Below are 23,327 nucleotides of genomic sequence, written 5' to 3' on the forward strand. Positions count from 1 at the left end.
CACTCTTGTGCTGAACCGTTGCTGACGCGGGACCAAAGGAAAGAGCTGCACCATGCCCAAATATCTCCACACCATGATCCGCGTGACCGACATCGACGCAACCTTGCGCTTTTTCGAATTGCTCGGCCTTAAGGAAGTCCGTCGCTTCGATAATGAGAAGGGTCGTTTCACGCTCGTTTTCGTCGCCGCGCCGGGCGATGAGGATGCGCAGGTGGAACTGACCTACAACTGGCCGCCGGAAGACGGCAGCGCCGGCGAAAGCTATGGCGGCGGGCGCAATTTCGGCCACCTCGCCTATCGGGTCGAGAATATCTACGAGACCTGCCAGCGCCTCATGGACAATGGCGTGACCATCAACCGCCCGCCCCGGGACGGCCATATGGCATTTGTCCGCACGCCCGATGGCATTTCCATTGAGCTGCTGCAGGATGGCCACCTCGACCCGGCCGAACCCTGGGCGTCGATGCCGAACACGGGTGAATGGTGAGCACGCTCGAAATCCTGCGTGTTCCGGTTCTGTCGGACAATTACATCTGGCTGGTCCATGACAAGCCGAGCGGGGAGACGCTGGTCGTCGACCCCTCGGTGGCCGAGCCGGTGCTGGCCGCCGCGCAGGCGCGCGGCTGGTCCATCACCCAGATCTGGAATACGCACTGGCATGGCGATCATATCGGCGGGAATGCGGGCATCGTGGTCGCGACCGGCGCCACCGTCACGGCGCCCGCCGCCGAACTGGCGAGAATCCCCCATGTCGACAGCCCGGCCCGCGAAGGCGACCGGGTACGGCTGGGCGACCATGAAGCGGTGGTGATGGAAGTGCCGGCCCACACCGCCGGCCACATCGCTTATCACTTTGCTGACGATGTCATGATCTTCGTGGGGGATACGATGTTCGCCATGGGCTGCGGCCGGCTGTTCGAGGGTACGCCCGCGCAGATGTACGCCAATATGCGTCGCTTCGAGGCTTTGCCCGACGACACACAGGTCTATTGCGCGCACGAATATACGCTCTCCAACGGCAAGTTCGCCCTTCAGGCCGAACCGCAGAATGCGGCCATCGCGGATCGCCTCGCGCAGGTCGAAGCTGCGCGCGCGCGCGACGAGGCCACCGTTCCCACAACGATCGCGCTGGAACGCGCCACCAACCCCTTCATGCGCGCCCAAAGCGTGGAGGAACTGGCCAGCCGGCGCGCGGCCAAGGACAGGGGGTAGGCAATAGAGGCCACGGCGCTCTGTCCTGGCCTGCGCAACCAAGGGCCCGCACATTCGTATCCGTCATACAAGATGCGAGACAGCCGGAAATCTGCTAGTTTCGCGAGACAGACGGACGCGAGAGGAGCGGAGATGATGAACAGATTGTGTCTCTCATTGGCGGTCCTGCCGCTAGCCGCCTGCGCGACGGCGGGTCCCGCCCCCGAACCAAGGCTCAGCGAACGCGAAACGCAGGAGCTGGAGCGCCTGCTGGAGGGCAAGACGGCGGGCGAGCCCGTCTCCTGCGTGACCTCGTTCGATAGCAGCCGCCTGCGGTCCATCGGCGATAACACGCTGGTCTATGTGGTCAGCAAGGATCAGGTCTATCTCAACCGCCTGCAGGGGAGTTGCAACGGCATCTCGCGCGGCGACACGCTGGTGATGAACCGCATGAGTTCATCGCAATATTGCCGGGGCGACATCGCCCGCGTGGTGAACCTGCCCTCGGGCGCGATGACGGGCAGCTGCGCGCTGGGCGATTTCATTCCCTACCGCACGCCCGGCAAGTAACACGCCGGCCAGCCGTCACGCCTTGTAAAGCGCGTCCAGCCGCGCCTGATAGCGTGCGCGGATCACGTGGCGGCGGATCGACTGCTTGGGCGTCAGCATCTCATTGTCGATCGTGAACGGCTCGTCCGCCAACGCAAAGCGCCGCACCTTCTCGATCACGGACAGGTCGATATTGACGCGATCGACCGCGGCCCTGATCGCCCCGTGCAACGCAGGGTCCTCACGCAAGGCCTCAAGATCGGCCGGCTTGCCCTGCGTCTGCGCCCATGCCTTGAGCCAGTCCGGATCGGGCACGATCAGCGCCACGATGTGCGGGCGCCGGTCGCCATGCACCATCACCTGCCCTATTTCCGGCTGCAGGGTCAGCATTCCCTCCAGCTTGGCCGGTGCGACATTGTCGCCCTTGTCATTGACGATCAGGTCCTTCTTGCGGTCCGTGATCATCAACCGCCCGACATCGTCGAACCGGCCGATATCACCGGTGTGCAGCCAGCCATCCTGGATGGCCCGCGCGGTTTCCGCCGGGTTGTTCCAATAGCCCTTCATCACCAGCTCGCCGCGCACGAGGATTTCGCCATCCTCGGCAATGCGCACCTCCACATGCTTGAGCGGCGGCCCCACCGTGTCCATCCGCAGCCCGACCGAGGGACGATTGCAGCTCACGACCGGTCCTGACTCCGTCTGGCCATAGCCTTGCAGCAAGGTGAGGCCGAACGACTGGAAAAAGGTCCCCACCTCCGGATTGAGCGGCGCACCGCCGGAGACCAGTGCCTTCATGCGGCCGCCGAACCGGGCCTGGATTTTGGGATTGATCGTCCGGTTGAGCACGGCCTCGAGCGGCTTGTCCCACAAGGCCAGCGTGCCGCCCCTTTCCGCCCGCTTGGCGCCCAGCCGCAGCGTCTGCTCCAGCAGCATGGAAGGAAATTTGCCCTGTTTCTCCACCGCCTTGGTGACGCGGGTTTTCAGCAGCTCGAACAAGCGCGGCACGACCACCATGATGGTCGGTCGGGTTTCGGCAATATTGCTGGCCAGCTTTTCCAGGCTCTCGGCATAATAGATCTGCCCGCCCAGCCCGATCGGCAGGAACTGCCCGCCCGAATGCTCATAGGCATGGCTGATCGGCAGGAAGGAGAGGAACACCTCGTCGTCCCAGCCGAAATCACCGGCAATGATGTCGACACAGCCCTCCACATTGCAAAGGATCGCGCCGTGATGCTGGATCACCCCGCGCGGTGCCCCGCCGGTTCCGCTGGTGTAGATCAGGCAGGCAATGTCATCGCGCGTGGCCGTCTGCTCGGCGGCGCAGGCGACAGGGTCGGCCGGATGCTCGGCGATGAGCGTCGCCCAGTCGCAGATCTGCACAGCCGAGTTCTGCATCGACTTGATCGGCTCGATGCTGATCGCGAACTCGATCCGCGAGCGCACGACGGCGGGCAGCAGGGCAGAGCCGATCTTCGCGGTCGAGAAGATCACCGCCCGCGCGCCGCTATTGCCGATGATATGCTCATGATCGCGCGTGGTGTTGGTGGTGTAGGTCGGCACGGTGATGGCGCCCGCCGCCATGATCGCCAAATCGGCAATGCAGAATTCCGGCCGGTTCTCACAGACCAGCATCACCCGGTCGCCCGGCGCGACGCCCAGCGCCTTGAGCGCCTTTGCCATTGAGGCGACCCGGCGGGCGGTCTCCATCCAGCTGATTGGCTGCCATTGCTCGCCCTGCTTGGCCCACAGGAACGGCCGCTCGCCGCGCTCCATGGCGCGGGTGAAAAACATGGCGGTCAGGCTTGGAAAATATTCGAGGGCCTGCAAGCAACGCTCTCCTTGAACCGGCTGCTCCGACAGCGAGCGCCTTTACATCCCATATAGCGCGCCGTTCCGCGAGGGCCACCCTGCCCGCGCGCCCGATCGGGCATGGGCGGCAGCGCCGGCAAGATACGCACATCATCCCCTTGCTTCGGGATCGTGCGCGCCCCACTGTGCCGCGACTGCAGCGCAGCGTCGTCGATCACAACCAAGCGGGCTTGCCATATGTTCCATTTCCGTGTCGCCATCGGCTTCCTTTCCGCGCTGGCCCTGGCAGCCTGCGCGACAACCACGCCGCCGCGCTGGAGCACAGCGCCGCGTTCTGCATCGCCGGTAGCCCAGAATTTCGTCGTGGCCTCCAACCCGCTGGCAGCGGAAGCCGGCATGAAGATCCTGCGCCAGGGCGGCAGCGCAGTCGATGCGGCCATTGCCGTGCAGGCGATGCTCTCGCTTGTCGAACCCCAGAGCTCGGGCATGGGCGGCGGCGCATTCATGACCTTCTTCGATGGCGGCACGGGCAAGGTGGTCGTCTATGACGGTCGGGAAACCGCACCCGCCGGTGCCGCGCCGGACATGTTCCTCGGCGCCGACGGCAAGCCCATCCCCTTTCGCGACGCGCTGGTGAGCGGCCGGGCCACCGGCGTGCCGGGTGCGGTGCGGATGCTGGCCCTGGCTCATGACGAGCATGGCAGCCTGCCCTGGAAATCTCTCTTCGGCGACGCGGAGCGGACGGCACGCACCGGCTTCACTATCACGCCGCGCCTGGCCAAGTTCCTGGAAGGGAATTTTCCCCAGATGCAGGTCGCCGACGCGCGGCGTTATTTTTCTGCCCCGGACGGATCGATCAAGAAGGCCGGCGATCAGCTCGCCAATCCCGCTTATGCCGATTTTCTGCAGCGTCTCGCGGCGCAGGGGCCATCCGCGCTCTATGCCGGCGATACCGCGCAACGGATCGTGACGCGCGTCGCCGCCGGGCCGCTGGGCAGCAGCATGACGCTGGCTGATCTGGCGGCCTACCGCCCGCTCAAGCGCGAAGCCGTGTGCAATCCGTACCGGGTCTACGTCGTGTGCGTACCGCCGCCGCCGTCAAGCGGTGTCGCCTTCCTGCAATTGCTCTCCCTGTTGGAACGGACCGACATCGACAAGCGCGGACCGGCGGACCCGCAGGCATGGTTCCTGTTCGCCGAGGCGAGCCGGCTGATGTACGCCGATCGCGACCGTTATGTCGGCGATCCGGCGTTCACTGCCGTTCCCGTCGCCGGGCTCCTCGATAGCGCCTATGTCGACAGCCGGGCAAAGCTGATCGGCGCTACCGCGGGGCCGCCGCCCTCGGCCGGCGTGCCGCCCGGCGCGCAGATCGCTGGCATCGACGATACCCATGAGCCCGGCGGCACCTCTCATTTCATCGTGGGCGATGCGCGCGGCAATGTCGTCTCGATCACGACCACCGTCGAATCCATCTTCGGCACGGGCCGCATGGTCGATGGCTTCTTTCTCAATAATCAGCTGACCGATTTTTCCTTCACGCCGCAGGATGCGGGCGGAAGGCCGGCAGCCAACGCCGTCGCACCCGGCAAGCGCCCGCGCTCCTCGATGATCCCGCTGGTGATGGTTGATCGCGCGGGCCACTTCGCAGGCGCCATCGGTTCAGCTGGCGGCAACGCCATTCTCGCTTATGTCGGCAAGTCGCTGGTCGCTGCAGTGGATTGGGGTCTCCCCATGCAGGAAGCCCTCGCCCTCCCCAACCTCATCGCGCGCGGCTCTGCCTTTCAGGGTGAAGTGAGCAAGTTCTCTCCGGAGACGCTGGCAGGCCTGAAGGCCCGCGGCATCGACCTGCGACCCGGACAAGGCGAAGACAGCGGTGTTCACGCCGTCATCATCCGCAATGGCGTGGTGGACGGCGGTTATGACCCACGCAGAGAGGGGCGGGTTCTCGTTGAGGCCGCGACTCCGCAAGTTGACCGATAAAGTTATCCGTCAGACAAAAGAACGGGCCGCGCTCAGCGCGACCCGTCCCATCCAATCTATCCTGATCAGCGTGTGATGTAGGACTGGCGGAACAGCTCTACGGCTCTTTCCTTATTCGCCTCACTCAAAGGCTGACCCACATAATCCCGCTGGCCCCAGCTCCCCCATTGGCTGCCGCCTCCATAATCCGCGAACATCACCATGAGGTCTCCGACCTCGTCACGCCATTTGGTGAGATAGGTCGTGTAGAGCTTGGTCATCCGCGCGTCCCGTTGCAGGGCGATCATTTTGTCCAGCGGCGCCGATCCCAGCACGTGCTGGCCCGCCTCATAAGTGATCGTTCGCAAACCGAATTTGGTCGCGACATCCTTGACCTTCTTGGATTCGGCGATGCGGTCGTTCACGTCATTGGACAGACCGGCAAAGGCAGCATCGACACCTGCCGAGGTATCAAGCGCATTCGCAGATAGGTTCGCTGCAAAATAAGGCGCGATGGCAACAGCATCCACCTTCTTTGCAGTGTCGCCAAAACTTAGAACAAAGTCCGCATTCCAGGCGCCCGTCTGAACTGCCGCAACACGAACGATCCGTTGCATCTGGCCGGCAAAAACGGAGGACCAGATGTCCATCACTTGTCCAGTCTTCTGCGAATAACGAGACAGCATTGCCATATGGTCGTTCGAGGAGAGACCGGCCGCCTTACCTTCTTTCAAAGCCTGCGTCGTCACGGGATAAACGTAATTCCAAACCTCGTTAGATACCTCAACATAGGCTTTGAGAGACGGGTCCAGCCGTGTGCGCACGAGCTCCGCGAACTTGCGCACATACTCGTCGTCGGCATTCCAGGGAACGCAGAACCACGGATCGGCCTTTAATTCATTGGCCAACTGGATCATATATTCCAGCGCCACGCCGTCCGAACCGGCCACGATTTCGTCGCCCAGCTTTGTTCGGGCCTCCCAACGCACGGGAAGATTACCCTCGACGCCCCCGTAAGACCATTTCATGAACCGCAAGACGCCGTAGCGCTTCACCTCGGCAAGATAAGTCGGGTCGAACGTCGCATTCGGATCGGCGTCAACTTCACGACAGTCTGCGTTCCGAACAGGATCCGACGGGCTTGTACTTGCGATCCGAAGCCAGGGTGAAGCCCCCCCCTGAGGGACAAATGTGAATGTCAAGGTTTTCCCGGATACACGGACATTCTTTGCAGGCGTACCACCGACGCTGACGCTTCCCGTACCTTGCCACCGACAGATGATATCGACACTCTCACCCCGCAGGGTGCGCGTAGGCAGAGCCATTTGGCGAATACCCGATTCACCCGATCGCAGATCGACAAGCCGTTTGTTGGCGTCCAGACGGTCCTCGGGCATGTCAGACCATCCGCCCTGTGCATTGCTGAGGCGCCAGCCGCTCAGGAGGTTCAGGAAAGACCTGTTTCCAATCCACGTGGCGGGAGCAGTCAAGTTCAATCCGAGCTTCATGGCCGGTACGCCGGTCGCTGCCGACCCGCTTCCCACAGTGGTCGCAGAACCCGGTGTAGAAATCGTCGTCGTGGAAGAGCCCGACGGCTTTGTGCCCGATGACGTCGACGGGAGTGACGCAAGGGTCAGAACCGAGAGAACATCGGCCCATTTCACCAGATTGAGGCCTTTCAGCTTGATTGACGCCGTATAGAGAAGAAACGCGCTGGCCGTGCTGGCAGCCACTGCCGCCGTGCCCATCATCACTGTCGAACTCAGTGCCATCGCACCGATCAACCTGAGTTTCGTTTTACGCACCCGGTTCATACGCTTCAACTTCCTGCCAACCCCGTAGGGATTCATTGCGTCCCGAAGCGAACCTAGGAGAGAGCCAAAAAGCTTCGATTGCCAAGTGTGGTTAAATTCCTGCTTACCACCCCACTGAACGCATCGCGTTACCGATCCGCTCTATTGCTCTGTAGATTATCTGCAGCCCGCCGTTCTAAGCCGGTTGACCGATCTTTCGGTTTTGCCAAGAGCAAAGCTACCAACAGGTTTCCATCTGCGGCGATCAGCGGCTCGCCATGCTGCTAGGCGCGCGCCAACGCCTTTGATAGCGGGTGGATGTCACGGGACGGCCCATCCACCGGCTGGGCATCGCGCTGGCCTCTCCGGAGCCTCGTGTCCAGGCGCAGTCCGGCAATCGCTCCCGCGACGAGCCATGTAATCGGCTGGATGGACGAATTTGGGATCAAGTCGAGCACATTATACATGTGGACCGCCACCAGTGCGAGGCTGGCTGTCGGTACCGCGCTGCGGCGCAACCGGAAAGCGCGCCAGAAGGGATAGGACAGCAAACCGAAGAATACCACATAGCCGACCCAGCCCAGCATACCGATGACGATGATCCATGTGCCATCGGTTACCGCGACATCGAGTGTGCCGCCCCAATTCGCGACCACAATCACGCGATTCCGGCCAAATGTTCCCCAGCCGAACAAGGGCCGTTGCTCCGCTCTGTCGAGCAGCAATTCCTCATTCCTCAGCCGGAAATCGAAGGATTCCGCCCGCTCAGCGCTCAACGAGGCAGTGGCCTGCGCGATCCCCTGCAACGGCAGCAGATTGGCGCCGCGCAGGGCAGGATATGTGACGACCATCATGGCCAAGCCGGCGATTGCGATCAGGAACATGCGCCGCTTGAGCAGCAACAACATCGGCGCCAGCAGCGCGACCAGGACAACTGCGCCGACGGATTTGTTCAGGATCAGGATGCCCGCCAGATAAGCCGCGATGAGAGCCATCGGGAGTCCGAACAACTTCATTCGCATCTTCATCAGGCCGAGCGCGGCCAGAAGTGCCATACCGAGCAGCGTAGATACCAGCAGCCCATGGCCGAGGAACACCATCGAACGGAAGCCGCCGAACCGCATCTGTTGCAGGAAATACTCGCCGTCGGAAATACCGTAGACCCACTGCTGAAAAAACGGGCTGAGCCTGACTTCGAGCATGATTGGGATGGAATAGGCTAGCGCGCCGATCACCAGCGCGAGCAGGATCTGCCGATGGCCGCGCTCATTGCCCAGCAGACCGGCGCCGAGCACGAACGGCGCCAGCGTGATCATATGGCCGACCGACATGGACAGCCCTTCTCTGAAACCAAGCGCCGGGAAGGCCATGCTCCCGATCATGTAAAAATCGCGGTTGGTCAAAGCCGTGGCAAAGGGCGTGAGGACGAAGCCCAGCATCAGCAGGTTCAGCGCCTTGCTGCGCGGCCATTTGAACTCACCCCGCCGCGAGGTGGCCAGCGCAAGCACGAACGCTGCGAGGCTTGGGACGGTGGACTTGTCGAAGGCCGGGATGCCCGGAAGGTCGAACGCAACCCCGCGCGGCAGCAGCAGATAGCCTGCGAGCAACGTCCAGATCGTCGCCCGTCCGGCCGACATGGTCATGTAAAGGACCAGAGCCACCAGCGGCCAGAGGATGAGAACGCCCTGAGCGATCAACGCCTGCATCGCTTCATCCCCTCCGCGCGATGCAGTTGAGCGCGCTCATCAACGCGCCGGCCATGGCAGCCCGCTCGCACGACCCTTCACGCTGGCGGACAGCCTCAGTAGGCATGCTTGTCCCAGATCAGGCGCACGACAGTCTCGAGGATGATCCGCAGATCAAGCAAGGGCGACCAGTTCTCGATATAATAGATGTCATATTCGACACGTTTCTTGGCTCTCTCGATCGTATCGATCTCCCCGCGCAAGCCCCTCACCTGCGCCAGGCCCGTGATCCCGGGCTTCACGCGATGCCGCGCAGCATATCCCCGAACCGCGTCGTGATAATAGGCATCGCCGACGCGCATCGCCAAGGCGTGGGGCCGAGGCCCGACCAGAGACATCTCACCCCGGAGCACATTCCACAGCTGCGGCAGTTCGTCGATGCTGGTGCGACGAATGATGCGGCCCACCCGGGTGATCCGCGGGTCGCCCTTGCGGGTCCGTTCGCCACCACTGACATCCTGACGATCGGTATACATCGACCGGAACTTGAGAACCTCGATTTCCAGATTGTTGAAGCCGAGGCGCTTCTGGCGGAACAGGATCGGCCCCTTGCTCTCCAGCCGGATGGCGAGCGCGGTGAGGATGAGCAGCGGCGCCAGCACGATCACGCCGATGAGCGCAAGAAGGCGATCCTGGATCTCCTTCAGAACACCGTCGAAGTCTCGCATCGGCAGTTGCCACACGCTGAGCACCGGCAGGGAGCCGATATAATTGACGCTGTACCGGTCGCGCAGCACCAGGAACTCGCGCGGCATGATGCAAATGTCGATCGCGCCGGCACTGAGCTGCTCGATGATCTGGTTGAGGCGCTCCTGTCGCACCAGAGGCAGCGCCACGATCACCTGGTCCAGCATCCCCTGCTGCGCGAGGCCCAGCATCTCGTCGAACCCGCCGAGATACGGAAATCGCCCGATCATGCCCGTCTCGACCCGAGAGCGCCGGTCGTCTGCAAAACCCACGATGTTGATATGGGGCAGCCGCTCGATTTCCAGCAGTTCCAGCAGCCGGCTCGTTACCTCCCGGTCCGCGCCATAGATCGCCACGCGCTGTCCGATAATCTTGTGCTTCATCGCCACGCGAACGAGTTGCCGGAACAGCAGGCGCGAAAACACCAGAAAGATCAGGCAGACCAGCGAGAAGACGAGCGCGAAGCGGAGCGACAGATCGCCGCCTTTGCCAAACTGGACGAGGATGAATCCGGTCAGCGTCAAAGCCACGAGGAAGTCGAGGAATGTGCTGCCGCCAAGATCATCGCCCTGCCCCCGGAAGCCGGAATAGGCGTCCCGGGAAATCCGGATCAGGAAAAAGTTGATCGCCATGACGACCACGACGGTCGAATGCAGGCGCGCGTCCAGATAATAGCCCAGGAAACTGCGGTAAAAGGCGACCGTGATCAGATAGGACAGCAGGAAGCACAGGCTGTCATTGATGATACCGCCCGAGCGCAACACGTTGGACGTGAAGCGGACATATTTGTTACGCGCAGGACGCTGAAAGCTGATCATGGTTCGCCGAATTACAAAACGGTGTCAAAAGCGACCAAACAGGCCGCGATCGGCCGGTTTGCCTGGGGGATCATCCACGAGATAGGCTGTCCGGGCATTGTCCAATCCATTCTGAGCCACGCTCGCGCAGGTCCCATCTTGTATGGCCGCGCATTGCGCCACGAGCAGGCTCCACGCCTTTTCCGACGACGGCAAAGCCCGGGCAAAATTGCGCGCGACCGACATACTCCGCGCCCTATCCCCCGAGTCATGAAGATATTGCATATAAGATTGCACCAGAGGAAAATTCTGGGGAATCTGCTTCAATCCCTCTTCGTAGATCTGGCGGGCACGCCAGTTCTCGCCGCGCGCCCGATAAAGCTGCGCCACGGCCTGATAGGCGTCGGGATTGCGCGGATCGTTCGCCAGCGCCAGCTGCGCCGCTTCCAGCGCAGCGCGTGCGTCGCCCCTTTTCGCCGCATAGTGCGCGCGCAACAGCAGCGCGTCGACATTCTCGGGATCCTGCTTGAGCAGCGATTCGACCTGGCCCTCGACTCCTTGATCCTTGCCGGTTTCCATGAGCAGCCGCAGCTTGAGCGGCGCGATCAAATCCTTGGCCCGCCCGTCTGGCACGGAATTCAAAAGCAGACTGGCCGTCTCGCGATTTCCGCGCGCGAGCAGATAGCGCGAAACCGTCAGGACGGCGAGCGGGTCGCGCCAATCCGTCGGCCCGCGCGCGACCTCGGGCGACAGCGGCGTGGGGTCGAACTCCCACCAGATGCGGGTGAGCACCTCATAATCCGACGGCTCTCGCAGACCCTCGCGGAGCAGCGCCAGACTGGCCTCGCGGGCCTGCGGCAGCCGGCCCATCTTGTAGAGCAGGTTGATGCGGTCCAGCTTCATGGCCGTCCCGGCATTGCCGGTCGCGACCAGCCGGCCCAGCGCCTCCGCCATCGGCTCGGGCTTGCCCAGATAGCGGTAGAGATTGACCTTATTGGTCAGCAGCGCCGAGGAATCGCCGGAGACACGCAACGCGTTGTCGATCAGGGCGATGGCCTCTTCCGCCTGCCCGCGCCGCGCCAGCACTCGCGCCTTCACGATAACACCGGCTTCGTCCGTCGACGAGCGCGCCAGAATCCGGTCCGCATAGGACATCGCATCGTCCAGCTGCTCGCGGGCCAGGGCGATCATGCCTTTCGTCTGCAGCGCGGGCATGGCATCGGGTTCCAGTGTCAACAATCGGTCCGCTGCCGCTTCGGCATCCGCAATCTGCCCCAGCTGAACACCGAGATTCGCCACATAAGCGAGGGCCAGGCGGTTCGTGGCATCGAACTCCAGCGCTCTCTGGAACGCCCGATAGGCCCCCGCAGGATCGCCCGACTGCAAGGCAATCATGCCCGCCAATTGCTGGAAATTGGGTCCATCTTCCCGCAGACGGATCGCCTCGCCAATCGCCCGCTGGGCGCCGGCGAGGTCACCCGCCTGCAGCATCGCTTCCGCCGCCTGCGCCCGCTCGGCGGCCTGCTCACTCGGGCTCTTGCAGCCGCCCAAGGCCGCGAGGATCAGCAAAGCTGCCAAAGCGTTCGATGATGGGCCTCGGCCCGAGGCCTTCGGCATTCTACTGCCGAAACGGGCAGCGCTGCCATGAGCGAAAGTCAGCCTGCCAAACCCGGTCATATCGCCCTGTCGTGAATATCGCCCAACCCGCGTCGCGTTACAGGGCTTAACCCCAGCAAGCAACGAAAGTAACCATTGCCCCCACATCATTAACCCAGCTTTTACGTAGTGACGGCATAGGGTTTTGGTATATGAAGCCTGCATTCCCGGCCAAGTAGAAGGATCCTCAACCGTGCGGTTTCCCGTAATTTCATGGTCCATGGCGGGCCTTCTTGCCGCCGTCGCAACGCTGCCAGCGATGGCGCAGCAGAACGCCGCTGCGGCAGGCGGTGCATCCAATCAGGTCGCCCGGCCCTATACAATTAACCCCGGCGACCAGATCGAGGTTTATGTGTGGGGCGAGGAGCGTCTGCAGCGCTCGATCCGCGTGCTGCCGGATGGCAGCTTCTCCTTCCCGCTGGTCGGCCGCATCGTCGCGCAGGGCATGCTGCCGGAGCAGGTCCAGACTGCGATCTCGAACGGACTGGCCAGCCAGTATCGCGGCGAGCCCCCGCAGGTGACCGTCTCGGTCGAAACGCCCTCGGGCTTCACCTTCTCGGTGGTGGGCCGGGTCCGCGGCCCCAGCTCGTTCACCCCGGGTCGCTATGTGAACCTGGTCGAGGCCATCGCCATGGCCGGTGGACCGGACGAGTTCGCCAATCTCGATAACGTCACCATCATCCGCAAGAACGGCAATGAGCTGTCGGCGCTGCGCTTCCGGCTCGGCGGCGCGATGAAGGGCAATCTTTCCGAAGAGGCCGCCCGCGCCATTCCCCAGATCCAGACCGGCGACACGGTGATCGTTCCATGAATAAGACGAAGCTGATCGGCTCGGCAGCCATGGCAGCTCTCATGCTCGGCAGCGCCGCGCAGGCTGACACCCGCATTGGCGCGGATCTCGGCGTCACCGGCGGTGTCGCCAGCAATCCCTACGGCACGGTGGGCGGCGATAGCGCGGCTGCCACGCTGGCCGGCAGCTTCGCCCCCACCGTCACGATCAATTCGCCGACGGGCACGACCCAGTTGCGCGGATCGGTGACGCATACGGAATATTCGCGGCTCTACGACGGCACCACCGACTACGGTCTTTCCGGCAACATCAGCCGCCAGATCAGTCCGCTAACCTCGCTGACTGCAGGTCTCTCCTACAGCAGCTACGTGCGCAACGGCCTGTATCCGGTCTACGATCCGATCGTGGGCGGCCCGGTCGATCCTGGCTCCCCGATCATCGTCGATCCGAGCGGCAGCGTGAACTATCGCCAGCGGTCCGACGTGTTCTCCGGCCAGCTTGGCCTTGGCTTCACCCTCTCGCCCCGCGACACGCTCAACGTGTCAGCCAACGGCACGCGCGTGCGGTTCCCGGACAATATGGGCCTCTCCAAGGAATATGACACCTACGGCGGCGGCCTGACCTATATGCGCGCAATCGGTGCAAACACCTCGGTGGGTGTCGGCTTCAATGCGGCTCGCAGCGACTATCTAGATCCCGCCTTCGGCAAGACCACCCAATATACGCCGACCGCACAGCTCAATACGCGGCTGGCGCCCCGGTTGAGCCTGAAACTCGCGGCGGGCTTGACCTTCAGCGAAACGCAATTCCCCGCCGTGTCGATCAACAATACGTCCTTCTACGCCTCGGCAGATCTCTGCCGTGAAGGGGATCGCACGAGCTTCTGCCTCACGGGCTCGCATGGGGTTTCCCCCTCGTCGATCGCCGGCTCCTCGCGAGTCACGGCCATCGGCGCGCTGTACAATTACAAGATCGATCAGCGTAGCAGCTTCAACGCCAGCGCCTCTTATTCCCGGTCGAGCAGCCTTGTGGGAACCGGCGGCAATGACAGCGATTATGCGCGGGCGAGCGTCGGTTACGAGCGTTTGCTACGTCCTCGGCTGTCTGCTGTCATTTCGGTAACCTATAGTGACACATATAGCTCGCTCGTCTCACGCAACGCAAACATCCACGGACTCGTTGGATTGCGGTACAGGCTCGGTCAGAACTGATGAACAACGTCCACGCCAATTACGACACGGCTGAGGAGTCCGGCGGGGCATCGTTCCTGCCGCATATCCCGACGATCCTCATGCAGCGCAAATGGCTGGTCATCGTGCCCGCCCTTCTGCTGCTCCTGGCCGGCATCGCTACGGCGTTCCTTCTGCCGGTGCAGTACCAGTCCAAGGCGGTTCTGCTGGTCGAGGCCTCGCTTCTTCCCGAGGATGTGGCGGGCGATCCCCGCAGCGCAGACGGCACGAGCGTCGTCGACCAGCGCATGGCGCGCATTCGCCAGCAGGTCCTCAGCCGTCCGCAGCTGGTGGAACTCATCCAGAGGAACGGGCTGTACCAGACCGAATTGCGGACCCAGTCGCTCTCCGAAGTCATCACCACGATGCGCGAAGCGATTGCCATCGAGCCTGTCACAGCGGACATCCAGGCCGCCAATGGCGGGCGGCGCAGCACCATCGCCTTCTCGATGAGCTTCAACTATTCCGACCCGGTGAAGGCCCAGGCCGTCGCCCAGGCGCTGACCGACCAGGTGCTGCAGCTGGACGCCAGCACCTCGGCCGCGCAGTCGGTGAACACCATTCAGTTCCTCACCGACCAGCAGGCCGATCTGCAGACGCAGATCGCAGCGCTGGACAAGCAGATCGCCGACATCCAGCTGAAGAACGGCCTCACGCTGGCCAGCAGCACCATGGCGACGACCGGCGGCGGCACCATCGGCATCGACAGCCGCATCGCCGCGCTCCAGTCCGCCAATGCGCAGTTGCAGGCGCAGCGTGAACTGACGCAAAGCGCGGCCGACCGCGATCCGGTGATCGCCGAAGCGGAAGCCGCTGTGGCCACCGCCCGGGCGCGTTACACCGAGCAGCATCCGGACGTGGTTCTGGCCAAGCAGCGGCTCGCCGAGGCGCGGGAGCTGGCGAAATCCAATCAGTCGCGCATCCCGACGTCCGCTATTTCCGCGCAGATCGCCGCCAATAATCGCGAGATTTCCCGCCTTGAATCGGCGCGTGCCGCCGAAGAAGGCCGCAGCGCCTCCATTCTGAGCGCCCAGATCCGCGCGCCGGTGGTGCAGCAGGAACTGGCGCAGCTGCAGCAGCGCATGACGGGCCTCAACGAGCAATATCAGAAGGTGTCCAACCAGCTGATGAACGCCAAGGCGGGCAAGCGTGCCGAGGACGAGCAGCAGGGCGAGCGTCTTTCCGTGATCGACCCGCCGGTGGTGCCGGACGACCCCTATTCGCCCAATCGCCCGAAGATCATCCTGCTCGGCGCCTTCGCAGGCCTGGGTCTCGGCTTTGGCCTGATCTTCCTGATCGAGATGCTCACGCGGCCGATCCGTGGCGCTGACGCCGTACTGCAAGCGACCGGTGCGTTGCCGCTGGTGGTCATTCCCACGATCATGTCGCGGGCCGAGCAGCAGCAGCGCGGTTTGAAGCGCCTGTGGCCCTTTGGCGGGCGCAAGGGCCGCACGAAGCCCGATGACGATGATGACGACGACTGATCCGCGCGCACTGTATCCAAGGAGTTTGAGCATTGTCTGATCAGCTTGCGCCATCGGCCCTGCAGGGCGCGCCTTTCCGCATTCCCGCGCCCAATGAAACGGCGCTGTTCACACCCGACCCGAAGCTTCTCGAAGCCCAGCATGTCGTGGCGTTCAGCAACCGGCACCTTGCCTCCCGCCCGTTCAGCCTGCTGCGTTCGCAGGTGGTCAAGCGGATGGTAGCGGGCGGGCACCGGATCATCGGGGTCACCTCCCCGGCTCCCGGTGCCGGCAAGTCGTTCCTGACCGCCAATCTTGCCGCCACGCTGAGCCGCCTGCCCGGCAAGCAGGTCCTCGTGTTCGACCTCGACATTCGCCGGGCCTCGCTCGCGCAGAATTTCGGCTTGGTGGGCGAAGTCGGCCTGGAGCGCTTTCTCGCGGGTGAAACCGACGATCTGCGCAAGATTGGCCGCCATGTCGAAGGCACCAACCTCACGCTCTACCCCTGCTATTCGAACGATCTCGACAGTATGCCGCTACTCGCCGGCGACCGCTTCGACCGGTTCGTCAAAGCCCTGCGCACGCTGGATGACGATACGATCATCCTCTTCGACATGCCGCCCGTGTTCGCCAATGACGACGCCATGGTGATCGCTGGCCATGTCGATGCCTATCTGATGGTGATCGAACAGGGCCGGACCAACCAGAAGCAGGTCACCGATTCGATCCGCCTGCTCGACCCCGCCGAATGCCTCGGTTCCGTCCTCAACCGCTACGATGGCGGCGTGACCGACCCCTATGGCTATTCCTACGGCGGTTACGGCAAATATACGGACTACTTCAGCAAGGAAGACTGAGCGACGGGGCAAGTTCACGCGTCCCGCGCCGCCTGAGTGGTCGCACCGCAAGGACTGTCCTCGCTAAAGGGGCTAGAGTGCCCCAGTTCCCCACCGTCACCCCGGGCTTGACCCGGGGTCCAGCTTCCTAATGCTCAATTACATTCCGGCGCTCGAATGCACGGTTTGGTTGCAACTCCCTCGTTTGCAAGAAGGCTGGCGGAACCCCGGGGTGACGAGGGTTGTGGGCCGGCTCGTCGGACGTCAGACCGATGTCATGAGTTCAATCTAGGCCGCGATGGCTTAGCATTCCAAACCCTCTCCCCTTGAGGGAGAGGGATGCGCAGACTTGGCAGCCTGCTGCCTAGTCGAAGTGGGAGAGGGGTCAGCGACCCGAAGGATAGCGCGGATCAGAGATCCGCCTCCCCCCATCACCGGCCAGTGGCGGCCTTCTCAAGCAACGGCAGCCACCACTGCTCATTCTTCAGATACCAGTCCAGCGTCTGCGCGAAGCCTTCGCTAAAGGTGCGGCGTGGCGCATAGCCAAGTTCCGAGCGCGCCTTGGTTTCGTCGATCGCGTAGCGCCGGTCGTGCCCGGCGCGATCGGTGACGAAGGTCTTCAGCGTGTCCGATGCCTGCCCCCGTGCGGCAGGCGCGTCGGGGAAGCGCTGGGCAAGCTTCGGATCGGCGGCGAAGGCGCGATCGACCGTCGCGCAAATCTCCTCGATAACGGTGAGATTGGGCAATTCCTGGCCGCCGCCGATATTGTAGGTCTCGCCCGGTCGCCCGACCTGAAGAACCTTCTCGATGCCGTGGCAATGGTCCTCGACATGCAACCAGTCGCGCACATTCATGCCGTCGCCGTAGATCGGAAGATTACGGCCATAGAGGCAGTTGAGCAGGAACAGCGGGATCAGTTTCTCGGGAAACTGATAAGGGCCGTAATTATTCGAGCAATTGCTCGTCGTGACCTCAAGGCCATAAGTGTGGTGATACGCGCGCACCAGATGATCCGAACCCGCCTTGCTGGCCGAATAGGGCGAGTTGGGCGCATAAGCGGTGGTCTCGCTGAACGCCGGATCGTTCGGCCCCAGCGAGCCATACACCTCATCGGTCGAGACATGATGGAAGCGGTGCGGACGGCCCGTGCCGGTGTCGAGCCACAGCTTGCGCGCGGCCTTGAGCAGGCTGTGCGTGCCGATGACATTGGTCGTCACGAAGGCGTCCGGCCCGGTGATCGAGCGATCGACATGGCTCTCAGCGGCGAAGTGGACGATGGTGTCGATCTGCTTGCGGGCCAGCAGATCCTCGACGAGCGGCGTATCACAGATATCGCCCACCACCAGTTCGACATCGCTCAGGCCATCGAGATTGGCTGGATTGCCCGCATAAGTGAGCGCATCCAGAACCGTGACAACGTCGCTGGCATGATGGGTGCGCCAATAATGCACGAAGTTCGCGCCGATGAAGCCGGCACCGCCGGTGACGAGCAGATTAGCCATTCGCCTTGATCACTCCGAGCATGTCACGAAGATGGACGCGCCAGTGCGGCGCGGGTGCGCCGATGTGCGCAACGGTGCTGCTCTTGTCCAGAACCGAATAAGAGGGTCTTTGCGCCGGCGTAGGATAATCGCGGGTGCTGATCGGCACGATCGGAACGGCCCGGTTCAGCAGGCCAAGCGCAACGGCCTCCTCCTGAATCGCCACGGCAAAATCATACCAACTCGCCGCGCCACTGTCGGTCCAGTGATGGAGGCCGCTTGCCCCTGCGGTTTGCAACCGCCAGAGGACGTCGGCCAGCCCGGCGGCATAAGTCGGCGTGCCGATCTGGTCGGCGACCACCCGGACCTCGTCCCGCTCCGCCATCAGGCGCAGCATCGTCCGCACGAAATTATGGCCGGTGTCGCCATAGACCCAGGCCGTCCGCACGATGAGGGCTTGCGGAGACGCCGCAAGCACCGCCTCCTCCCCTGCCCGTTTGCTGGCGCCATAGACACCCAGCGGTGCAACGGGGCTGTCCGGCCGATAGGGCGTGCCAGACGTGCCATCGAACACGAAATCGGTCGAGACATGCACAAGGGCCGCGCCGTTTGACGCTGCCGCACGGGCCAGATTCCCCGACCCGTCGGCGTTAATGCGCCAGGCAAGATCGCGTTCGCTCTCTGCCTTGTCCACGGCGGTATAAGCGGCCGCGTTGAGAATAAGCGCGGGTTGGACCTCGGCAACGCACGCCGCAACAGCCGCCGCGTCCCCGATATCGAGCGCGGCCCGGTCCAGCGCGACAATGTCCGCATCCTCAGGCGCGCATCGTTGCAGCGCCTGGCCAAGCTGACCGCCTGCCCCTGTGATGATGACCTTCACGGGAAGGTCACCGCATCCGCCAGCGGCTTGCCAGCCATGTCCTTGGCGGAAAGCTGCGGCACGATGTCGCCGAGCGGCCAGTCGATGCCGAGCGCAGGGTCGTTCCAGAGCAGGCTGTGCTCATGGCCCGGATCATAAAAGCCGCGGCATTTGTAGAGAAAGTCCGTGCCATCCTCCAGGCAGAGGAACCCGTGCGCCATGCCCTCGGGCACCCAGAGCATCCGCTTGTTGGCCGCGCTCAATTCGACGCCCACCGATTTGCCGAAGGTCGGCGAGGACCGGCGCATATCCACAGCGACATCGAACACCGCGCCGGCCGTAACCCGCACCAGCTTCCCTTGCGGGCCAGGCTGCTGATAGTGCAGCCCGCGCAGTACCCCGCGCGAGGAGCGGCTGTGATTGTCCTGCACGAAGTCGATATCGAGCCCGGCATCCTTGAACGCCCGCGCGTTCCAACTTTCCAGAAAGAAGCCGCGCTCGTCGCCGAAAACCTTCGGCTCGATGATGAAGACGCCATTAATGGCCGTTTCTATGAGGTTCATCAGGCTTTGCCGTCCAGCAGCTTGAGGAGATACTCGCCATAGCCGGACTTGCGCAGCGGCTCGGCGATCTCAAGCAGTTGCGCATCATCGATAAAGCCCATGCGCCAGCACAGTTCTTCCGGGCAGCAGATTTTAAGGCCCTGACGCTCCTCGGTAATCCGCACATAATTGGCCGCGTCGATCAGCGAGCCATGCGTGCCGGTGTCGAGCCAGGCATAGCCGCGCCCCATCAGCTCGACATTCAGCTCGCCGGCTTCCAGATAGACGCGATTGAGATCGGTGATCTCCAGCTCGCCCCGAGCGGACGGCGCCAGCCCGGACGCGCGCTCCACCGCCTGCCCGTCGTAGAAATAAAGGCCGGTGACGGCATAATTGGATTTGGGCTGCGCGGGCTTTTCCTCGATCGTCTGCGCCTTCCCGTCGGCATCGAAGGAGACGACGCCATAGGCTGTGGGGTCGCTGACATTATAGCCGAACACCGTCGCGCCCTGATCGCGCGCATTGGCGGCCTGCAATAGCTCGGTGAGCCCGTGGCCATAGAAGATGTTGTCGCCGAGGATCAGCGCGGAGGGGTCCGTGCCGACGAAATCCGCACCGATATGATAAGCCTGCGCCAGACCACGGGGCTCCGGCTGCACGGCATAATGCAGGTCGAGACCCAGCGCCCTTCCATCGCCCAGCAAGGCCTGGAACGCCGCCTGATCATGCGGCGTGGTGATGATCATGATCTCCCGAATGCCCGCCATGATCAGCACCGAGAGCGGATAATAGATCATCGGCTTGTCGTAGACCGGCATGAGCTGCTTGGAGACGGCCTTGGTCAGCGGATAGAGCCTCGTCCCCGATCCGCCTGCCAGAATGATTCCCTTACGCAATAGCAACACTCCATGCCTGTGCCCGGACGGGCGCTCCGAGGTAACGCATCATCTTCACAATGCAAGGCGACCATTTTCAGCCGGTCCCGAGCCTGAACCATTTTGGCATGGGGGGATTATGCAGCGATACGACGAAAAGATCGTGAATCGCTTTGCGTTTTCATTTCAGAAAAATTAGCGGTTTCGAACCGATCGATCCTGCGATCAAAATTGTGCCGCCTGACGGGAGAAGACTGCATGGAAACAGTTTATGACTGGCTCTCTCTGGCGATATTTGCTGGCATCATCGTGCTGTTCCTCCAGCGCTCGTCGATGGAAAATCCGCCGGACCGGATGATCGACTATCTGCCGCCGGCGCTTGGCTGCGCCATTGCTAACCAGGCCGGCAATTATGCGATCGAGCATGACAGCATGGTCATGCATGCCGCCGGGATTTTGCTGCTGGTCGGCGTGGTGGCCTATGTTTGGCTGGTGTTGAAGCCCAGTTTTAAATAGGCCTTGCGCCTGTTGGCGGCGTCGGGCTGCCGGCGCATCCACCGTGATTACGGCAAAAAGGGCGTGTTCCTGTGAGAATTACAATGATCGGCTCGGGGTATGTGGGCCTCGTCTCTGGCGCGTGCTTCGCGGATTTCGGCCATGACGTCATCTGTTTCGACAAGGACGAGGCGAAGATCACCGCCCTTCAGGAAGGTCGCATCCCCATCTTCGAACCCGGCCTCGATCATCTCGTCGCCAGCAATGTCGCGGCCGGCCGGCTGTCCTTCACGACGCAAGCGGCAGACGCCCTCGCCGACCCCGATGCGATCTTCATCGCCGTCGGCACGCCCTCGCGGCGCGGCGATGGCCATGCGGACCTGAGCTATGTGTACGGCGCGGCCGCGGAAATCGCGCCGTTCCTCAAGCGCTTCACCGTGGTGGTCGATAAGTCCACCGTGCCTGTCGGCACCGGCGACGAGGTCGAGCGGATCATTCGGGAGACCAACCCCGACGCCGATTTTGCCGTAATCTCCAACCCGGAATTCCTGCGCGAAGGCGCGGCAATCGATGACTTCAAGCGCCCCGACCGCGTCGTGATCGGCGGCGATGATCGCCGGGCGCTGGACGTGATGCGGCAGATCTATCGCCCGCTCGTCATCGGCCGCTCGCCGGTGATCGAAATGAGCCGGCGCGGTGCCGAGCTGACCAAATATGCCGGCAACGCGTTTCTTGCGACCAAGATCACCTTCATCAACGAGATCGCCGATCTGTGTGAGAAGGTGGGCGCGGACGTGCATGAAGTCGCGCGGGGCATTGGCCTGGATAATCGCATCGGTGCCAAGTTCCTGCACCCCGGCCCCGGCTTTGGCGGCTCCTGCTTCCCCAAGGACACGCTCGCCTTGTTGAAGACCGCACAGGATTATGAGGCGCCGCAGCGGATCGTCGAAACGGTCGTCGCCGTGAATGATTCGCGCAAGCGCGCCATGGGGCGAAAGGTCATTCAAGCGATGGGCGGGGAAGTGCGTGGCAAGACCATCGCCGTGCTCGGCCTCACCTTCAAGCAGAATACGGACGACATGCGCGATTCGCCCGCCATCGCGATCATCGAGACGCTGCAGGACGCGGGCGCCGAGATCCACGCCCATGATCCCGAGGGCATGGAGCAGGCCAAGCTGGTGCTGCGCGACGTCACCTATTTCGGCAATGCCTATGACACGATGGCCGGCGCCGATGCGCTGGTGTTCATCACTGAGTGGGACGCCTTCCGCGCGCTCGATCTCGCACGCATCAAGTCGCTGCTGAAGACGCCGGTGATGATCGATTTGCGCAACCTCTACCCGCGCGATCTGGTCGAAGACGCCGGCTTCTCCTACACGGCCGTCGGTCGGTAATTCGGCGGAACCGAGTTTCGCACCGACCGTTCTGACCTCGGCCTGGATGGATGCCACCACAAAGCGGGGCTCTTCATCCGGCCTTTGGGGCGGCCAATCGAACAATATGCGGTATCTTTACCTTAATGCTCGATAGGCACGTCCACGACTGACAGAGCAATCAGGGGGTTCATTTGACGATACGCAAAGCTGTCTTCCCGGTCGCCGGGCTTGGCACCCGCTTCCTGCCCGCCACCAAGGCGGTGCCGAAGGAAATGCTTCCCGTCGTCGATCGCCCGCTGATCCAATATGCCGTCGATGAAGCGCTGCAAGCCGGCATCGAGACGATGATATTCGTCACCGGGCGCGGCAAGGGCGCCATCGAGGACCATTTCGATATCGCCTTCGAGCTGGAGCGGACGCAAGCCGACCGCGGCAAGAGCGTCGCGGCGCTGGAAGGCACGCGCCTGACGCCCGGCAATGCAATCTTCGTGAGGCAGCAGGAACCCCGTGGCCTTGGCCATGCGATCTGGTGCGCGCGTGATATTGTCGGCGATGAGCCCTTTGCCATCATCCTGCCGGACGAGCTTCTCGTCGGCCGTGAGAAGGGATGTCTGGCCCAAATGATCGAGCAATATGAGAAAGTCGGCGGCAATCTGGTCTGCGCGCTTGAAGTGCCGATGGACGAAACGCCCAGCTATGGCGTTATCGATCCGGGCGCCCGCGACGGCGTGCTGACAGAGGTCCGGGGCCTGGTCGAGAAGCCGGCGCTGGGCACGGCGCCTTCCAACCTGATGCTGCCCGGCCGCTATATTCTGCAGCCCGAGGTCATGGCCCTGCTGGCGACGCAAGAGGCTGGGGCTGGCGGCGAAGTGCAGCTCACCGATTCCATGGCGAAGCTGATCGGCCAGCAGCCCTTCCACGGCGTGACCTTCGATGGCGAGCGCTTCGACTGCGGCTCGAAGCTTGGCTTTGCTCAGGCCAATTTCGCGCTCGCCTGTCGCGACGATGCCATGGGCGGCGATCTCAAGCGCTGGGCTCGCGATTTCCTCGCCTGAGAGGCGCCAACTCCGACGCAACGACTCTGGTCTTGCGCAGCAGCGCCTGGCGCAAGCACAATCTTCAGACCAATCGGCACATAAAAAAGGGCGGATCCTGCGATCCGCCCTTCTTCTTATCTCGTTGGGTCTCCTGA

Annotated in this window: 20 protein-coding genes; 11 read left to right on the forward strand and 9 right to left on the reverse strand. The window is 62.9% G+C overall.

Annotated features, from left to right (window positions below; genetic code table 11):
- Window positions 1-52: 52 nt before the first annotated feature.
- From M2332_RS06590 to M2332_RS06600, 3 genes are all read left to right on the forward strand, one after another.
- On the forward strand, window positions 53-487 hold the full coding sequence (locus M2332_RS06590; RefSeq protein WP_264573423.1) for a VOC family protein: 435 nt from the start codon (window positions 53-55) through the stop codon (window positions 485-487).
- Window positions 481-1,212, forward strand: a complete 732-nt coding sequence (gene gloB / locus M2332_RS06595) for a hydroxyacylglutathione hydrolase (RefSeq protein ID WP_264573424.1) — start codon at window positions 481-483, stop codon at window positions 1,210-1,212. The genes M2332_RS06590 and gloB overlap by 7 nt, the downstream gene beginning before the upstream one ends.
- 132 nt (window positions 1,213-1,344) lie before the next feature.
- Window positions 1,345-1,761 carry a DUF6491 family protein gene (locus M2332_RS06600; protein ID WP_264573425.1) on the forward strand — a complete coding sequence of 139 codons (417 nt, stop codon included), beginning with the start codon at window positions 1,345-1,347 and terminating at the stop codon, window positions 1,759-1,761.
- 15 nt (window positions 1,762-1,776) lie between these two features.
- Here the strand turns inward: M2332_RS06600 and M2332_RS06605 are convergent, their stop codons facing one another.
- Entirely contained in the window at window positions 1,777-3,570 is a 1,794-nt protein-coding gene (locus M2332_RS06605; protein ID WP_264573426.1) for an AMP-dependent synthetase/ligase, read from the reverse strand.
- A gap of 219 nt (window positions 3,571-3,789) precedes the next feature.
- On the opposite strand from M2332_RS06605, the gene ggt reads away from it, so the two are divergent.
- Window positions 3,790-5,532, forward strand: coding sequence for a gamma-glutamyltransferase (ggt, locus tag M2332_RS06610; RefSeq protein ID WP_264573427.1), 1,743 nt, complete (start codon window positions 3,790-3,792; stop codon window positions 5,530-5,532).
- Window positions 5,533-5,597: 65 nt separating this feature from the next.
- On the opposite strand, the gene M2332_RS06615 is transcribed toward ggt, so the two are convergent.
- The 4 genes from M2332_RS06615 to M2332_RS06630 all read right to left on the reverse strand — a co-directional run bounded on the left by M2332_RS06615 (window position 5,598) and on the right by M2332_RS06630 (window position 12,111).
- Window positions 5,598-7,325, reverse strand: coding sequence for a hypothetical protein (locus M2332_RS06615; RefSeq protein ID WP_264573428.1), 1,728 nt, complete (start codon window positions 7,323-7,325; stop codon window positions 5,598-5,600).
- 263 nt (window positions 7,326-7,588) lie between these two features.
- Window positions 7,589-9,010: a hypothetical protein gene (locus tag M2332_RS06620; RefSeq protein WP_264573429.1), complete on the reverse strand. Its 1,422-nt coding sequence runs from the start codon at window positions 9,008-9,010 to the stop codon at window positions 7,589-7,591.
- A gap of 95 nt (window positions 9,011-9,105) precedes the next feature.
- The gene (locus tag M2332_RS06625) at window positions 9,106-10,554 is read right to left on the reverse strand and encodes an undecaprenyl-phosphate glucose phosphotransferase (RefSeq protein ID WP_181560414.1); all 1,449 of its coding nucleotides are present in this window, start codon (window positions 10,552-10,554) and stop codon (window positions 9,106-9,108) included.
- Window positions 10,555-10,578: 24 nt separating this feature from the next.
- Entirely contained in the window at window positions 10,579-12,111 is a 1,533-nt protein-coding gene (locus M2332_RS06630; protein ID WP_264573430.1) for a tetratricopeptide repeat protein, read from the reverse strand.
- 271 nt (window positions 12,112-12,382) lie between these two features.
- On the opposite strand from M2332_RS06630, the gene M2332_RS06635 reads away from it, so the two are divergent.
- Genes M2332_RS06635 through M2332_RS06650 form a run of 4 tightly spaced genes read left to right on the forward strand, consistent with a single transcriptional unit; the run spans window position 12,383 to window position 16,528 of the window.
- Window positions 12,383-13,000, forward strand: coding sequence for a polysaccharide biosynthesis/export family protein (locus M2332_RS06635; protein WP_264571104.1), 618 nt, complete (start codon window positions 12,383-12,385; stop codon window positions 12,998-13,000).
- Complete coding sequence (locus tag M2332_RS06640; RefSeq protein ID WP_264573431.1) at window positions 12,997-14,190, forward strand: hypothetical protein; 1,194 nt, start codon at window positions 12,997-12,999, stop codon at window positions 14,188-14,190. Before M2332_RS06635 ends, M2332_RS06640 begins: the two co-directional genes overlap by 4 nt.
- Window positions 14,190-15,692: a GumC family protein gene (locus M2332_RS06645; protein ID WP_264571106.1), complete on the forward strand. Its 1,503-nt coding sequence runs from the start codon at window positions 14,190-14,192 to the stop codon at window positions 15,690-15,692. Before M2332_RS06640 ends, M2332_RS06645 begins: the two co-directional genes overlap by 1 nt.
- Before the next feature lie 32 nt (window positions 15,693-15,724).
- Window positions 15,725-16,528 carry a CpsD/CapB family tyrosine-protein kinase gene (locus M2332_RS06650; RefSeq protein WP_264573432.1) on the forward strand — a complete coding sequence of 268 codons (804 nt, stop codon included), beginning with the start codon at window positions 15,725-15,727 and terminating at the stop codon, window positions 16,526-16,528.
- A gap of 410 nt (window positions 16,529-16,938) precedes the next feature.
- Here the strand turns inward: M2332_RS06650 and rfbB are convergent, their stop codons facing one another.
- Genes rfbB through rfbA form a run of 4 tightly spaced genes read right to left on the reverse strand, consistent with a single transcriptional unit; the run spans window position 16,939 to window position 20,285 of the window.
- Window positions 16,939-18,009, reverse strand: coding sequence for a dTDP-glucose 4,6-dehydratase (gene rfbB / locus M2332_RS06655; protein ID WP_264573433.1), 1,071 nt, complete (start codon window positions 18,007-18,009; stop codon window positions 16,939-16,941).
- The gene (gene rfbD, locus M2332_RS06660) at window positions 18,002-18,868 is read right to left on the reverse strand and encodes a dTDP-4-dehydrorhamnose reductase (RefSeq protein WP_264573434.1); all 867 of its coding nucleotides are present in this window, start codon (window positions 18,866-18,868) and stop codon (window positions 18,002-18,004) included. The genes rfbB and rfbD overlap by 8 nt, the downstream gene beginning before the upstream one ends.
- Window positions 18,865-19,410 (reverse strand): dTDP-4-dehydrorhamnose 3,5-epimerase, encoded by a 546-nt coding sequence (rfbC, locus tag M2332_RS06665; RefSeq protein WP_264573435.1) that lies wholly within the window; start codon window positions 19,408-19,410, stop codon window positions 18,865-18,867. Before rfbC ends, rfbD begins: the two co-directional genes overlap by 4 nt.
- The gene (gene rfbA, locus M2332_RS06670) at window positions 19,410-20,285 is read right to left on the reverse strand and encodes a glucose-1-phosphate thymidylyltransferase RfbA (protein WP_264573436.1); all 876 of its coding nucleotides are present in this window, start codon (window positions 20,283-20,285) and stop codon (window positions 19,410-19,412) included. Before rfbA ends, rfbC begins: the two co-directional genes overlap by 1 nt.
- Window positions 20,286-20,522: 237 nt before the next feature.
- On the opposite strand from rfbA, the gene M2332_RS06675 reads away from it, so the two are divergent.
- From M2332_RS06675 to M2332_RS06685, 3 genes are all read left to right on the forward strand, one after another.
- Entirely contained in the window at window positions 20,523-20,780 is a 258-nt protein-coding gene (locus M2332_RS06675) for an XrtV sorting system accessory protein (protein ID WP_181560423.1), read from the forward strand.
- A 71-nt stretch (window positions 20,781-20,851) separates the two neighbouring features.
- Window positions 20,852-22,153, forward strand: coding sequence for a UDP-glucose dehydrogenase family protein (locus tag M2332_RS06680; RefSeq protein WP_264571112.1), 1,302 nt, complete (start codon window positions 20,852-20,854; stop codon window positions 22,151-22,153).
- A gap of 173 nt (window positions 22,154-22,326) precedes the next feature.
- Window positions 22,327-23,190 (forward strand): UTP--glucose-1-phosphate uridylyltransferase, encoded by an 864-nt coding sequence (locus M2332_RS06685; RefSeq protein ID WP_264573437.1) that lies wholly within the window; start codon window positions 22,327-22,329, stop codon window positions 23,188-23,190.
- Window positions 23,191-23,327 lie beyond the last annotated feature (137 nt).

It is taken from the genome of Sphingobium sp. B11D3A, from assembly GCF_025961695.1.
Taxonomy (GTDB): domain Bacteria; phylum Pseudomonadota; class Alphaproteobacteria; order Sphingomonadales; family Sphingomonadaceae; genus Sphingobium.